This window comes from Klebsiella sp. OBRC7, from assembly GCF_000293135.1.
GTDB classification, from domain to species: domain Bacteria; phylum Pseudomonadota; class Gammaproteobacteria; order Enterobacterales; family Enterobacteriaceae; genus Klebsiella; species Klebsiella michiganensis.
In genome coordinates this window covers 116902-131560 of the sequence record NZ_ALNJ01000024.1, presented here as the reverse complement: position 1 = coordinate 131560, position 14659 = coordinate 116902, and the positions used below count along the sequence as shown (strand labels likewise).

15 protein-coding genes are annotated in these 14659 nt (G+C 55.9%); 8 read left to right on the top strand and 7 right to left on the bottom strand.

Features of this window, described 5'->3' with window-relative positions; all coding sequences use genetic code 11:
* Positions 1-88: 88 nt before the first annotated feature.
* Positions 89-700 carry a membrane-bound lytic murein transglycosylase EmtA gene (gene emtA / locus HMPREF1144_RS05245; RefSeq protein ID WP_009651970.1) on the bottom strand — a complete coding sequence of 204 codons (612 nt, stop codon included), beginning with the start codon at positions 698-700 and terminating at the stop codon, positions 89-91.
* Between the two features lie 95 nt (positions 701-795).
* On the opposite strand from emtA, the gene ldcA reads away from it, so the two are divergent.
* Positions 796-1710: a muramoyltetrapeptide carboxypeptidase gene (gene ldcA, locus HMPREF1144_RS05240; RefSeq protein ID WP_009652020.1), complete on the top strand. Its 915-nt coding sequence runs from the start codon at positions 796-798 to the stop codon at positions 1708-1710.
* A 92-nt stretch (positions 1711-1802) separates the two neighbouring features.
* A complete protein-coding gene (locus tag HMPREF1144_RS05235) occupies positions 1803-3536 on the top strand; it encodes a potassium/proton antiporter (protein WP_004851981.1) in 1734 nt (577 codons plus the stop codon).
* Positions 3537-3552: 16 nt separating this feature from the next.
* On the opposite strand, the gene dadX is transcribed toward HMPREF1144_RS05235, so the two are convergent.
* Both dadX and HMPREF1144_RS05225 read right to left on the bottom strand, forming a co-directional pair.
* A complete protein-coding gene (gene dadX, locus HMPREF1144_RS05230; protein ID WP_009652041.1) occupies positions 3553-4623 on the bottom strand; it encodes a catabolic alanine racemase DadX in 1071 nt (356 codons plus the stop codon).
* Between the two features lie 12 nt (positions 4624-4635).
* The gene (locus HMPREF1144_RS05225; RefSeq protein ID WP_004851984.1) at positions 4636-5934 is read right to left on the bottom strand and encodes a D-amino acid dehydrogenase; all 1299 of its coding nucleotides are present in this window, start codon (positions 5932-5934) and stop codon (positions 4636-4638) included.
* A gap of 321 nt (positions 5935-6255) precedes the next feature.
* Between HMPREF1144_RS05225 and HMPREF1144_RS05220 the strand changes: the two genes are divergently transcribed.
* Entirely contained in the window at positions 6256-7788 is a 1533-nt protein-coding gene (locus HMPREF1144_RS05220) for a SpoVR family protein (RefSeq protein ID WP_004138526.1), read from the top strand.
* A 60-nt stretch (positions 7789-7848) separates the two neighbouring features.
* Here HMPREF1144_RS05220 and fadR read toward each other — a convergent pair whose 3' ends face one another.
* On the bottom strand, positions 7849-8568 hold the full coding sequence (fadR, locus tag HMPREF1144_RS05215; protein ID WP_004851987.1) for a fatty acid metabolism transcriptional regulator FadR: 720 nt from the start codon (positions 8566-8568) through the stop codon (positions 7849-7851).
* Positions 8569-8813: 245 nt separating this feature from the next.
* Here fadR and nhaB point away from each other — a divergent pair, with 245 nt between their 5' ends.
* The 3 genes from nhaB (at position 8814) to HMPREF1144_RS05200 (ending at position 11487) form a co-directional block, all read left to right on the top strand.
* On the top strand, positions 8814-10367 hold the full coding sequence (nhaB, locus tag HMPREF1144_RS05210) for a sodium/proton antiporter NhaB (protein WP_009652052.1): 1554 nt from the start codon (positions 8814-8816) through the stop codon (positions 10365-10367).
* Positions 10368-10495: 128 nt separating this feature from the next.
* On the top strand, positions 10496-11026 hold the full coding sequence (dsbB, locus tag HMPREF1144_RS05205; RefSeq protein ID WP_004851991.1) for a disulfide bond formation protein DsbB: 531 nt from the start codon (positions 10496-10498) through the stop codon (positions 11024-11026).
* A gap of 116 nt (positions 11027-11142) precedes the next feature.
* Positions 11143-11487, top strand: coding sequence for a DUF1971 domain-containing protein (locus HMPREF1144_RS05200; protein WP_009651999.1), 345 nt, complete (start codon positions 11143-11145; stop codon positions 11485-11487).
* Positions 11488-11495: 8 nt separating this feature from the next.
* Here the strand turns inward: HMPREF1144_RS05200 and HMPREF1144_RS05195 are convergent, their stop codons facing one another.
* From HMPREF1144_RS05195 to HMPREF1144_RS05185, 3 genes are all read right to left on the bottom strand, one after another.
* Positions 11496-11942 (bottom strand): YcgN family cysteine cluster protein, encoded by a 447-nt coding sequence (locus HMPREF1144_RS05195; protein ID WP_004851995.1) that lies wholly within the window; start codon positions 11940-11942, stop codon positions 11496-11498.
* A gap of 94 nt (positions 11943-12036) precedes the next feature.
* The gene (locus HMPREF1144_RS05190) at positions 12037-12696 is read right to left on the bottom strand and encodes a fumarylacetoacetate hydrolase family protein (protein WP_004851997.1); all 660 of its coding nucleotides are present in this window, start codon (positions 12694-12696) and stop codon (positions 12037-12039) included.
* Between the two features lie 17 nt (positions 12697-12713).
* Positions 12714-12995 (bottom strand): YcgL domain-containing protein, encoded by a 282-nt coding sequence (locus tag HMPREF1144_RS05185; RefSeq protein ID WP_004138522.1) that lies wholly within the window; start codon positions 12993-12995, stop codon positions 12714-12716.
* Between the two features lie 126 nt (positions 12996-13121).
* Between HMPREF1144_RS05185 and minC the strand changes: the two genes are divergently transcribed.
* Both minC and minD read left to right on the top strand, forming a co-directional pair.
* Positions 13122-13820 carry a septum site-determining protein MinC gene (minC, locus tag HMPREF1144_RS05180; RefSeq protein WP_004852000.1) on the top strand — a complete coding sequence of 233 codons (699 nt, stop codon included), beginning with the start codon at positions 13122-13124 and terminating at the stop codon, positions 13818-13820.
* 23 nt (positions 13821-13843) lie between these two features.
* Complete coding sequence (gene minD, locus HMPREF1144_RS05175) at positions 13844-14656, top strand: septum site-determining protein MinD (protein ID WP_004103267.1); 813 nt, start codon at positions 13844-13846, stop codon at positions 14654-14656.
* The last annotated feature ends 3 nt before the right edge of the window (positions 14657-14659 follow it).

Sequence of the window (14659 nt, the reverse complement as noted above, 5' to 3'; positions counted from 1 at the left end):
GGCCCGCCGCGCGTCTTTATCAATTTGCAGTTCCAGAATCGGCCGGGCCGATGGCTCCCCGGCAAGCTGAGCCTGCGGGGAGCGCCCTTTACATGGCGTCCAGCGCCTTCTGCAGCTTCCAGATATAGCGCGGCGCCTGCGGTGCCGGGTGCTTTTTCACCACGTGCTCAAAGAAATCATCGGCGTCCATATCGTTAATCTCTTCAATCGCATCCTGGCGATTGGACGAGAACGTCCGCAGCAGCGCGCCCGCGCCGTTGGCATAGGACACCACCACCGCATAGCGCATCACCTGCGGGTCTTTAATCCCCGCCAGCGGACCGTTTTCGAGGATGCTAAGGTAGGCCGCCCCCATCGAAATATTGCGCTCGGGATTCTTCAGCTCGCTCACCGAAGGATCCCCGCTCCAGCCCATCCGCCGGTAAACATCGCGACCGGAGGTCGAGGGCTTCAGCTGCATCAGGCCAACCGCGCCGGATTTGCTGACCACCGTCGGGTTACCGCCGGACTCAATGGCGATGATGGCGGTAATCAGCTGGGGATCGACGCCCCACGCCGCACCGGCTTTTTCGCTGATTGGCATCCACTGCATCGCCCGCTTAACCGGGACTTCCGGGTTCCACGGCGGGTTACGATAATCGTGTTTTGAACTACAACCGGCCAACAATACACATAAAAAAACACACCATCTCAATTTCACACATCTATCCTTATTGGCTGAAGTTTGCCGCACGGAGATGACAATAAACGCTCCAGGCGGCATGATAACCCTTTCATTCTTAGCAAGGAATTGTCATGTCTCAGTTTTATCTCGTCGCCCCTTCCGGTTACTGCATCAACCAGGAGGCGGCGTTTCGCGGCGTACAGCGTCTGCAGGAGGCCGGGCACCAGGTCGCGCACCAGGAAGTCATTCCCCGCCGGGCGCTGCGCTTTGCCGGAACTGAGAATGAACGCCTTGCCGATATCAACCAGCTCGCCGCCCTCGCCGGTAAAAACCGCATTGTGCTGGCGGTACGCGGCGGCTACGGCGCGACTCGCCTGCTGCCGCAGATTGACTGGCAGGCGCTGATCGCCCGCCAGCAGCAGGATCCGCTGCTTATTTGCGGCCACAGCGATTTCACCGCCATCCAGCTGGGGCTGCTGGCAAAGGGTAGCATAATCACTTTTAGCGGGCCGATGCTGGCGGGAAACTTCGGCGCTGAAACGCTGAACGAATTTACCGAGCACCATTTCTGGCAGGCGCTGCACAACCCGGCGTTTACGCTCGAATGGCACGGTGAAGGTCCGGACTGTCGCGCCGACGGCACGCTGTGGGGCGGCAACCTGGCGATGCTGACTTCGCTTATCGGCACCCCGTGGATGCCGCAGATTAGCGATGGAATTCTGGTGTTGGAAGATATTAACGAACACCCGTTCCGCGTCGAACGCATGCTATTACAGCTGCTCAACAGCGGTATTCTCGCGCGCCAGCGGGCGATTATCCTCGGCAGTTTTACCGGCGCAAACGCCAACGACTACGATGCCGGATACGATCTGCCGATGGTATACGACTACCTTCGCCAGCAGCTTAACATTCCGGTCATCAGCGGCCTGGATTTCGGTCACGAGCAGCGTACGGTCACCCTGCCGCTTGGCGCCAGAGCATTGCTGGTCAATAACGCATCCATCACCACGCTAAGCATCAGCGGCCACCCGGTTCTGGCGGAATAAAAATTCCTCTAACGCATATCCCGATCGGCGTCAGATTGTTAAAATGGTGTAGTTTTTAATTTATCTTCACGCCGGTAAGGAGTACGTCAACATTGGACGCCGCTGCGGTCATCAGTCTGTTTATCCTGGGTTCTGTTTTAGTAACCTGTAGTATTTTATTAAGTTCCTTTTCCTCACGCCTCGGTATCCCGATTCTGGTTATCTTCCTGGCGATTGGGATGCTGGCGGGCATTGACGGTATCGGCGGCATTCCGTTTGACAACTACCCTTTCGCCTACATGGTGAGCAACCTGGCGCTGGCGGTTATCCTGCTTGACGGCGGGATGCGCACTCAGGCCAGCTCTTTTCGCGTGGCGCTGTGGCCCGCCCTCTCGCTCGCCACGGTCGGGGTGTTGATCACCTCGGCCCTGACCGGACTGATGGCGGCCTGGCTGTTTCATCTCAACCTGATTGAAGGGCTGCTGATCGGCGCTATCGTCGGCTCAACCGATGCCGCGGCGGTATTCTCACTCCTCGGCGGTAAAGGGCTGAACGAACGCGTCGGCTCGACGCTGGAAATTGAATCCGGCAGCAACGACCCGATGGCGGTGTTCCTGACCATAACCCTTATCGAGATGATTCAGCAGCACGAGACCGGCCTGAGCTGGATGTTCGCGGTGCATATCGTGCAGCAGTTTGGGTTGGGTATCGCTATCGGCCTCGGCGGCGGCTATCTGCTGCTGCAGATGATTAACCGCATTGTGCTGCCGGCCGGGCTTTATCCTCTGCTGGCGCTGAGCGGCGGGATCATGATTTTCGCCGCCACCACCTCGCTGGACGGCAGCGGCATCCTCGCGGTCTACCTGTGCGGATTCCTGCTCGGCAACCGGCCGATTCGCAACCGCCACGGTATCCTGCAAAACTTCGACGGCCTGGCGTGGCTGGCGCAGATCGCCATGTTCCTGGTGCTCGGCCTGCTGGTCACCCCGTCCGACCTGTGGCCTATCGCCATCCCGGCGCTCATTCTGTCGATGTGGATGATCTTTATCGCCCGTCCGCTATCGGTGTTTGCCGGTCTGCTGCCGTTTCGCGGCTTCAACCTGCGCGAGCGGATATTTATCAGCTGGGTGGGCCTGCGCGGCGCGGTGCCGATTATTCTCGCCGTCTTCCCGATGATGGCGGGCCTGGAGAATGCGCGGTTGTTCTTTAACGTGGCCTTCTTCGTGGTGCTGGTCTCGCTGCTTTTACAGGGGACCTCGCTCTCCTGGGCGGCGAAGAAAGCCAAAGTGGTGGTGCCGCCGGTCGGCTCGCCCATCTCCCGCGTCGGGCTGGATATCCATCCGGAAAACCCGTGGGAGCAGTTCGTTTATCAGCTTAGCGCCGAAAAATGGTGCGTCGGCGCGGCGCTGCGCGACCTGCATATGCCGCCGGAGACGCGGATTGCCGCGCTGTTTCGCGACAACGTACTCCTGCACCCTACCGGCAGTACCCGGCTGCTGGAAGGCGATATTCTCTGCGTGATTGGCCGCGAACGTGACCTGCCCGCGCTGGGTAAACTGTTCAGCCAGTCGCCGCCGGTGGCGCTGGATCAGCGCTTCTTCGGTGATTTTATCCTCGATGCCAGCGCCAGATTTGCCGACGTCGCGCAGATTTACGGCATTGACGGGGGAGAAGAGTTTCGCGATCGTCAGCAGTCGCTGGGTGATGTCATACAGCATCTGTTAGGCGCCGCGCCGGTGGTCGGCGACCAGGTGGAATTTGCCGGGATGGTGTGGACGGTGGCGGAAAAAGAAGAAGATCACGTATTGCGGGTCGGCGTACGGATGGCGGAAGATGAGGCGGAGTGATCCGCCTCAGGCTAAGTTACACCGTCACAACCGGTACGCGCGGCGCGAGCGCGCACATTAATTCATATCCGACGGTGCCGCAGGAGGCCGCGACATCGTCAATTTTGATCTCTTTGCCCCACAGCTCGACCGGCGCGCCTATCCCTGCCTGCGGGCATGGGGTTAAATCAACGGTCAGCATATCCATTGAGATGCGCCCGACCGTCACGGTGCGTACGCCGTCAACCAGCACCGGCGTACCGCTCGGCGCCAGCCGCGGGTAACCATCAGCATAGCCGCAGGCAACGATGCCGATACGCCGCTCCTCCGCTGTGCGCCAGGTTGCGCCGTAGCCGACCGCTTCACCGGCTTTCAGGTTCTGTACGGCAATAATTTCGCTACTCAGCGTCATCACCGGTTTCAGCCCGGTGTTGGCCACGTCCTGCCACAGGCCGGAAGGCGAGGCGCCGTACAGCACGATCCCCGGCCTAACCCAGTTAAAATGCGACTCCGGATGCCACAAGGTTGCCGCCGAGTTCGCCAGCGAGCGCGGGCAATCCAGCCCTTCCGCCGCCTGCTCAATGCGCCGCATCGGCTCGACAATGCCGTCCGGGTTTTCCGCTTCAGCGAAATGCGACATTAACGTCATTTCGCTGACGTTACCGAGCGCTCGCAGCTGCTGCCAGACGATGTGCAAACGGTCCGGCATAAAACCCAGCCGATTCATCCCGCTATTCACCTTGACGTAAATATCGAGAGGCGCGTGCAGCTTCGCCTGCTGGAGCGCCTTGATTTGCCAGTTACTGTGCACGCTGGTAGTCAATCGGTATTTATCAAACAGCGCCAGCTCATCGGCATGGAAGAACCCTTCCAGCATCAGTATCGGCCCTTTCCAGCCGAGCTCGCGCAGCAGGATCGCCTCTTCAAGATTCAGCATCGCGAAACCGTCCGCGGCGCTAAGCGCGTTCCAGACCCTTGCCAGGCCGTGGCCATAAGCATTAGCTTTGACCACCGCCCACAGGCGCGAGGCGGGCGCCGCGCGGCGAACAATGTGTTGATTCTGGCGTAAGGCTGACATATCAATGCTGGCCTTTACAGGACGAGACATGAAAGCTCCTTGTTAATTGTGAACGCCATGCAGATGCTGAGCGCGGGCCGGCGTAAAGCCGCGGCCGTAGCGGGCGACGGCAAGATCGTCATACGGGATCGCCGGCGTACGCCCGGAGATCAGATCGCTGATCAGCTGGCCTGAACCGCAGGCCATGGTCCATCCCAGCGTGCCGTGTCCGGTGTTGAGCCACAGATTTTTATACGCCGTGCGGCCCACCACCGGCGTACCGTCCGGGGTCATCGGACGCAGTCCGGTCCAGAAGGTTGCCTGTTCAACGTGGCCGCCGCGCGGGAACAGATCGCGCACCACCATCTCCAGGGTTTCACGCCGCGGCTGCAGCAGTTCTTTATTAAATCCAACAATTTCAGCCATTCCGCCAACGCGAATACGCCTGTCGAAACGGGTGATGGCGATTTTGTAGGTTTCATCAAGGATAGTCGAAACCGGCGCGCCGTCTTCTTCCGCGATCGGAATCGTCAGCGAATAGCCTTTCAGCGGGTAGACCGGAATATCCACCAGCCCTTTCAGCATGGCCGTCGAATATGAACCGAATGCCATCACGTAAGCGTCGGCTTTGATGATTTCAGCGCCGCACTTCACACCGGAAATGAGATCCCCTTCATAGAGCAGTTCATCCACCGGTGTATTAAAACGGAAAGTCACGCCCGCCTGTTCCGCCATCAGGGCCAGACGCGTGGTGAAAAGCTGGCAGTCGCCTGTTTCATCATTAGGTAAACGTAAACCGCCCGTCAGTTTATGGCTAACTTCCGCCAGCGCCGGTTCAACGTCCAGCAGGCGGTTTGCCTCCAGCAGCTGGTAAGGCACGCCCGCCTCCTGCAGTACCGCGATATCGCGGGTCGCGTTTTCGAACTGCTTGTCGGTGCGGAAAAGCTGCAGCGTGCCGCCCTGCCGGCCTTCATACTGGATACCTGTGCTCTCGCGCAGCGCCTTCAGGCAGTCGCGGCTGTACTCCGCCAGGCGCACCATACGCCCTTTGTTTTCCATATAGTGGCGAGTGTCGCAGTTGCGCAGCATCTGCCACATCCATTTCAGCTGGAACGGCGTGCCATCCAGCCCGATAGCCAGCGGCGCGTGGCGCTGGAACATCCACTTAATCGCCTTCAACGGTACGCCCGGCGCCGCCCACGGCGCAGCGTAGCCGGGAGAGATCTGCCCGGCGTTAGCGGCGCTGGTCTCTTCGGCCGGCCCCGGCTGACGATCGATAACCGTCACTTCATGTCCTGCCTGGCTTAAGTACCAGGCGCTAGCGACTCCAACTACCCCACTTCCCAGTATGACGACGCGCATAGCGGCTCCGTAATCGTTAAAGAACAATCATCTGATTACAAATTGATAACTCAGATGAAAATATTATTCAACATACGCTTTATTTATGGTGACTTATCTCACAGGGTTCTGCGCCAGCGCTGCCCCCGTCGGTTTACCATCTCCTGCTGCGCCTCATTTTTCTACAGAATAAAATCCTGTTTAAACCGTAAAAAAACGCCTTTAAGATTGTGAAATCGCGAAGAAAAGAAAATGTGGATGCACGCAGTTTGCGGCGCCGTGTTCTATGCTTGTTAAGAGGTTTTCCGTACAGAGAGAACCATCAACAACGAGGGCGCGCTAATGGCTACGATTGATTCCATGAACAAGGACACAACCCGTTTAAGCGATGGACCCGACTGGACTTTTGAGCTACTTGAGACCTATCTGGCAGAAGTCGATCGGGTGGCGAAGCTGTATCGTCTTGACACCTATCCGCACCAAATCGAAGTCATTACTTCCGAACAGATGATGGATGCCTACTCCAGCGTCGGGATGCCGATTAACTATCCGCACTGGTCGTTTGGTAAAAAATTCATTGAGACCGAACAGGCCTATAAGCACGGTCAACAGGGGCTGGCCTATGAAATCGTCATTAACTCCAACCCCTGTATCGCCTATTTGATGGAAGAGAACACCATCACTATGCAGGCGCTGGTGATGGCGCACGCCTGCTACGGGCACAACTCGTTTTTCAAAAATAACTACCTCTTTCGCAGCTGGACCGACGCCAGTTCCATCATCGACTATCTCATCTTCGCGCGTAAATACATCACCGAATGTGAAGAGCGCTACGGCGTTGATGAAGTCGAGAAGCTGCTCGACTCCTGCCACGCCTTGATGAACTACGGCGTTGACCGCTATAAACGCCCGCAGAAAATCTCGCTGCAGGAGGAAAAGGCGCGGCAAAAAAGCCGGGAAGAGTATCTGCAAAGTCAGGTGAATATGCTGTGGCGCACCCTGCCGAAGCGTGAAGAGGAAAAGACCATTGAAGCGGCGCGCCGTTATCCCTCTGAGCCGCAGGAAAACCTGCTCTACTTTATGGAGAAAAACGCGCCCCTGCTGGAGCCATGGCAGCGTGAGATCCTGCGTATCGTGCGTAAGGTCAGCCAGTATTTTTATCCGCAGAAGCAGACTCAGGTGATGAACGAAGGCTGGGCGACCTTCTGGCACTACACCATCCTGAATCATCTTTATGATGAAGGAAAAGTCACCGAGCGCTTTATGCTGGAGTTTCTGCACAGCCACACCAACGTGGTGTTCCAGCCGCCCTATAACAGCCAGTGGTACAGCGGCATTAACCCCTACGCGCTGGGTTTCGCCATGTTCCAGGATATCAAACGTATTTGTCAGTCGCCGACGGAAGAGGACAGGTACTGGTTCCCGGATATTGCCGGATCCGACTGGCTCGAAACCCTGCACTTCGCCATGCGCGACTTCAAGGATGAAAGCTTTATCAGCCAGTTCCTGTCGCCGAAAATCATGCGCGATTTCCGCTTCTTTACCGTGCTCGATGACGATCACAACAACTATCTGGAAATATCCGCCATTCATAATGAAGAGGGATATCGTGAGATTCGTTCGAAGCTTTCAGCGCAGTACAACCTGAGCAACCTTGAGCCGAACATTCAGGTATGGAATGTGGACCTGCGCGGCGACCGTTCGCTCACCCTGCGCTACGTGCCACACAACCGCGTGCCGCTGGATAAAGGCCGCCGCGAGGTGCTGAAGCACGTCCACCGCCTGTGGGGATTTGACGTTCTTCTGGAACAGCAAAACGCCGATGGTAGCGTTGAGCTGCTGGAACGCACGCCGCCGCGGCCCAATCCGCTGTAGCGCGTAAAAAAGCAAAACGCCCGGTGACAGCACCGGGCGTTGTTTATTCGTTGGCGGGGTCTAGCGCATATTAATCGCCAGGTCACCCGGCAAATTCTTCTGCATACGATGCCAAATCTCACCGCTGTCATGCCCGTAGCGGCGAACGATTTCATAAACCTGTTCATGAAGCCCTTCTTCACATACTTTCGCCAGCTGATGATAGAAACCGAGCGCCAGGCTGCGCGCTTCCGGGTTGGCAAAATAGTGACGACCTATGCGGGTGTACAGACCTTTCATGCCGTTGAGGATCAGGCCGTAGATGGGGTTACCTGAAGCAAAGGCCAGACCGCGGAAGATATTATAATCCAGCTCGGCAAACGCATCGGCGTGATCTTCAATTTCACGCGCGCTCGCCAGAACCTCCAGCGCCTTATCCGGGTGCTGACGGAAAGCGGTGCGGATAAAAATAGTCGAAATATTGGTACGCACGGACAGTAGATTATCAATCAGCTGCGGAACGCTGTCGTGATCGAGACGCGCGAGGGTTTCAAGAATATTCAGACCTGACGTTTCCCAGAAGTTGTTCACTTTGGTAGGCTTACCGTGCTGAATGGTTAACCAGCCATCGCGGGCCAGACGCTGCAACACTTCACGTAAGGTTGTACGGGTAACACCAATCAGTTCAGAAAGTTCACGTTCAGCGGGAAGAATTGAACCAGGAGGGAAGCGGTTATTCCAGATACTTTCAATGATGTACTCTTCAGCGAAACCCGCAGGGCTTTGCGCCTTAATGACCATAATAAGATTTCCATTACACAGCGTTGCTATTCGACTCATCATACCAGAGCGGCCATAAGGCAGATAGCGCCAGAAAGTAATTAAAAAGGGATCGCCGTTTCATTTTCAACTTTTCATTTCACACTTTCTGTGGCTAAAGAACGTGATGCGAAGAAAGTTGCGTCTCGTTTTGCGCAACTGGTAATCTTGCGTATAGTTACGCATAAAATCATGTTTCAGAATTTGACGGAGAAAGGATGTCTGTCGTGGAAATGTCGTATGGCCGCGCCCTGTGGCGCAACTTTCTTGGTCAGTCCCCGGACTGGTACAAACTCACCCTCATCATTTTCCTGATCGTTAATCCGCTGGTCTTTTATCTTCATCCGTTTATTGCCGGATGGCTGCTGGTTATCGAATTTATCTTCACCCTGGCGATGGCGCTTAAATGTTATCCGCTGCTGCCGGGCGGTCTGCTGGCTATTGAAGCGGTATTTATCGGTATGACCACGCCCGGGCATATTCGTGAAGAAGTGGCCAGTAATCTTGAAGTCCTGCTGCTGCTGATGTTTATGGTGGCGGGTATCTACTTCATGAAGCAGCTGCTGCTGTTCATCTTCACCCGTTTGCTGCTCGGCATTCGCAGCAAGATGCTGCTGTCGCTGGCGTTTTGCGTCGCGTCCGCTTTCCTCTCCGCTTTCCTCGACGCGTTGACCGTTGTCGCCGTCGTGATCAGCGTAGCCGTTGGCTTCTACGGTATTTATCACAAAGCCGCTTCGGCGCGTCCGGACGATGACAACATGCTCGACGACAGCCATATCGAGCAGCACTATCGCGATGTTCTGGAGCAGTTTCGCGGCTTCTTGCGCAGCCTGATGATGCACGCCGGGGTCGGCACCGCGCTCGGCGGCGTAATGACGATGGTCGGAGAACCGCAGAACCTGATTATTGCCAAAGCCGCGGGCTGGCACTTCGGTGAATTCTTCATACGCATGCTGCCGGTAAGCTTACCGGTGCTGGTATGCGGCCTGCTCACCTGCCTGCTGCTGGAGAAATTCCGCCTGTTTGGCTACGGCGAACCGCTGCCGCCTACGGTGCGCAAAGTGCTACAGGATTTCGACGATCGTAGCCGTCAGAGCCGCAGCCGTCAGGATCGCCTGCGTCTTATCGCTCAGGGGGTTATTGGCCTCTGGCTGATCGTTGCGCTGGCGCTGCATCTGGCGGAAGTCGGCCTGATTGGCCTGTCGGTCATCATTCTGGCAACGACTTTTTCCGGCGTCACCGACGAACATGCCATCGGCAAAGCGTTTACCGAAGCGCTGCCGTTTACCGCGCTGCTGACGGTCTTTTTTGCCGTCGTGGCGGTGATCATCGATCAGCACCTGTTTGCCCCGGTGATCGAATTTGTTCTCCAGGCCTCGCCGCACGCCCAGCTATCGCTGTTCTATCTGTTTAACGGCCTGCTATCGTCGATTTCGGATAACGTCTTCGTCGGCACCGTGTACATCAACGAAGTGAAAGCGGCCCTGGAGCATGGGACGATCGGCCTGCCGCAGTTTGAGCTGCTGGCGGTGGCCATTAATACCGGTACTAACCTGCCATCCGTCGCCACGCCGAACGGTCAGGCCGCGTTTCTGTTCCTGCTCACCTCCGCGCTGGCCCCGCTGATTCGCCTCTCCTATGGCCGTATGGTGTGGATGGCGCTGCCGTATACTCTCGTCCTGACTCTGGTGGGCCTGGCATGCGTCGAGTTTACCTTGATGCCGGCGACCCAGTGGATGCTGGAGCAGGGTTGGCTGGTGACGCCTCAGCTGCTGAAATAAAAAGCAATACCCGGATCAAAAATCCGGGTATTCCATATTCGCTTACGTAATATTTTCAGACTAGCTGCTGGCGTCGCTTCGGTTTTCGTTTACACTGCCATGATTTAGCATGTTCCAGGGAAATGATTATGTTGCGATATTTAAACCAGTGCTCAAGGGGACGCGGTGCCTGGCTCCTGATGGCGCTTACCGCGTTTGTTCTTGAATTGGTTGCTTTGTGGTTCCAGCACGTCATGCTGCTGCAACCCTGCGTACTGTGTATTTACGAACGCTGCGCGCTCTTTGGCATTATGGGGGCAGGTATTGTCGGCGCCATCGCGCCAAAATCGCCTCTGCGCTATGTGGCGATTATTATCTGGCTCTACAGCGCCCTGCGCGGACTGCAGCTGTCATGGGAACACACCATGATTCAGCTTCACCCTTCCCCCTTCCAGACCTGCGATTTTGCCGCTCGTTTTCCCACGTGGCTGCCGCTGGATAAATGGCTGCCTCAGGTATTTGTCGCAACCGGTGACTGCTCCGTGCGCCAGTGGGAATTCCTGACGCTGGAAATGCCGCAATGGCTGGTCGGCATCTTCGCCGCCTATCTGGTTGTCGGCGTGCTGGTGCTTATTGCACAGCCGTTTAAACCTAAAAAGCGCGATCTGTTTGGCCGCTAAGAACGATTGCTGATAAAGCGCTCCTCCGGGAGCGTTTTTTTTGCCTGCACGTTGACGTCGGTCACATAAAGTTGCATATTAAATGCAACTTACAGGTGTTAACTAAGGAGCACATGATGTCTCATTTGCGTATTCCCGCTAGCTGGAAGGTAAAACGCTCCACCCCATTCTTTACCAAACAGAACGTCCCTGCCGCTCTGCTGACGCACCACAACACCGCTGCGGGTGTTTTCGGCCAGCTTTGCGTGATGGAAGGTACGGTAACCTATTATGGTTTTGCCGACGAACAGGCGACAGAGCCTGAAGCAAAGGTCGTTATCAACGCCGGCCAGTTCGCGACCAGCCCGCCGCAGTACTGGCACCGCATTGAGCTTAGCGACGACGCGCAGTTCAATATTAACTTTTGGGTTGCAGATGACGCCGACGGTGAAAGCGGGCTATTCCGCGCGAAGAAAGGCTAACTGAGCGCCTACTGCGCCCAGTCTGGTTTATTTAAAATATGATCCTGCCAGTCAACCACCGTGGATTCTTTCACTGCAATATGGCGAACGGAGATGCGTTCGCCATGCATCGCCGCCTTCGAACCGGTTAACAGCGGGTGCCAGTGCGGCAGCGGTTGACCTTCCGCCAGCAGACGATAGGCGCAGGTCGGCGGCAGCCATTCAAACGTAGGCAGATTGTCGCGGGTGAGCTTAATGCAGTCCGGTTCATATTCGAAACGGCGCTCATAGTTACGGCACTGGCAGGTTTTGATATTAAGCTGACGGCAGGCGACGTTGGTGAAGTAGATTTCGTCGGTATCCTCATCCATCAGCTTATGCAGGCAGCACTGTCCGCAGCCGTCGCAAAGTGATTCCCACTCCGCATCGCTCATTTCATCCAGTGTTTTGTGTTGCCAGAAAGGTTGTTCGCTCATTGGGATGTCCGTCATTGCAGTTCAGGGTGCACCTTATAACCAGTCTGGCACGCCGATGCAAGTTTTGCCGCCCGGAGAAGGCGGCAAGCGGTCGTTACAGCACGCGGGTGGTCAGCGAAAACCCGTTAAAACCAACTTCCAGCTCGTCGCCGCTGGCAAGCGGCCCCACGCCTTCCGGGGTGCCGGTCAGCACCACATCACCGGCTTTCAGGGTGAAGAAGCGCGACATATAGGCGATCAACGGCACAATTTTATGAATCATGTCGGCCGTCGTGCCCTGCTGGCGCACCTCGCCGTTTACCTTCAGGCTCAGCGGCGTATTCTGCGCGTCGCCGTGAAATTCGCCGGCGGGAATAAACCCCGAAATCGGGCAGGAGTTATCAAAGCCTTTCGCCTTTTCCCACGGCTGCCCGGCTTTTTTCATTTTGCCCTGCAGATCGCGCAGGGTGAGGTCCAGCGCCACGCCATAGCCGGCGATGGCTTTGAGCACATGATCGTCCGTCGCCTGACGCAGCGTGCCGCCAATCAGCACCGCCAGCTCAACCTCATGATGCACCGACCCCAGCCCCTCAGGAAGCACCAACGGCTGGCGGATGTCGCATAGCGCCGTCTCAGGTTTAATAAACAGCACCGGCTCTTCCGGCGTCGCACTGCCCATCTCCTTGATGTGTTTTGCGTAGTTGCTGCCCACGCACACCACTTTGCTTACCGGATAATCCAGTAGCGCACCCTGCCAGTTATGATGTTGGTACATTGTTTTCCCTCTATGGGTTAATCAGATTTATTCCCCTGTTCCGCCAGGTGTTTCTTGAGTAAATTTTCAGACGGAGGAGGGAGCTGAAGGTAATAGCCCTGATCGGCCAGCGCCTGTTTCACTTTATCCAAATCGGCGTGGATGAGTTTTTTTCGCCCATCGAGCGGTAAAATCATTGCCAGTTTGGGCGTACCGAAGCTATACATTAATTCGTCAGGAACGCGGGAGAAATCGTCCTTTTTTTCGACATATAAATAGGTTTGCTCACGTTTAGTACTTCGATAGATCACACAAAACATAGTTTTACTCGGAATTAGACCTGTGGTCACTTGCCTCTATATATGAGTGACTATAACATGCCTTTTAGTCTTCGGAATATCACCGCACTTCAGCGAGTGATAAACAGCAAATTGAGTAAGGCCAGGATGTCAAATACGCCAATCGAACTTAAGGGCAGTAGCTTCACCTTATCTGTGATTCATTTGCACGATGCAAATCCCGAGGTTATTCGTCAGGCGTTAGAAGACAAAATCGCCCAGGCTCCCGCCTTTTTACGTCATGCCCCCGTGGTGGTGAATATCAGCAGCATTGAAGATGACGTCGACTGGCGCCCTCTTCATGAGGCTATCGCGGCCACCGGCCTGCGTATTATGGGCGTAAGCGGATGTAAACTTCCTCGGCTGAAAACCGAAATTGACCGCGCCGGGATCCCTTTATTAACCGAAGGGAAAGAAAAAATTACCCGTCAGGCCGCGCCAGAACCCGTTGCCCCGCCGCCAGCTGTTAATCAGATCACAAAAACGCGCTTAATCGATCAGCCGGTACGTTCCGGTCAGCGTATTTATGCGCCACACTGTGATCTAATTGTTACAAACCATGTGAGTGCCGGGGCTGAACTTATTGCCGATGGTAATATCCATGTATATGGCATGATGCGGGGACGTGCGCTTGCCGGCGCCGGTGGCGACAGAGACGCCCAAATATTTTGCAGCAACCTCTCGGCGGAACTGGTTTCCATCGCAGGGGAATACTGGCTGAGTGATAACATTCCGGCCGAATTTTATGGCAAAGCGGCCCGTCTACGTTTAGACGACAGCGCTTTGACGATTCAATCGTTGAATTAATCCCTTTTTAACAAGGAATTTCTATGGCACGCATTATTGTTGTGACTTCGGGTAAAGGAGGCGTTGGCAAGACCACCTCCAGCGCGGCCATCGCTACTGGTTTGGCCCAGAAGGGAAAGAAAACGGTCGTTATCGACTTCGACATCGGCCTGCGTAACCTCGATCTGATCATGGGCTGTGAACGCCGGGTCGTTTATGACTTCGTCAACGTCATCCAGGGCGATGCCACGTTGAACCAGGCGCTGATTAAAGACAAGCGCACGGAGAACCTCTACATCCTTCCGGCCTCCCAGACGCGTGACAAAGACGCCCTGACCCGCGAAGGCGTAGACAAAGTTCTCGAAGAACTGAAAAAAATGGATTTTGATTTTATCGTCTGTGACTCCCCTGCAGGCATCGAAACCGGTGCGCTGATGGCGCTGTACTTCGCTGATGAAGCCATCATCACCACCAACCCGGAAGTCTCCTCCGTTCGCGACTCCGACCGTATCCTCGGCATTCTGGCCTCCAAATCCCGCCGCGCGGAAAGAGGCGAAGATCCGATTAAAGAGCATCTGCTGCTGACGCGCTATAACCCAGGCCGCGTGAACAAAGGTGACATGCTGAGCATGGAAGACGTGCTGGAAATTCTGCGCATCAATCTGGTGGGCGTGATTCCGGAAGATCAGTCCGTGCTGCGCGCGTCTAACCAGGGCGAACCGGTTATTCTGGATGACGCCTCGGATGCGGGTAAAGCCTATGCCGATACCGTTGAACGTCTGCTCGGAGAAGAACGCCCTTTCCGCTTCGTAGAAGAAGAGAAGAAAGGTTTCCTCAAACGCCTGTTCGGAGGATAAATT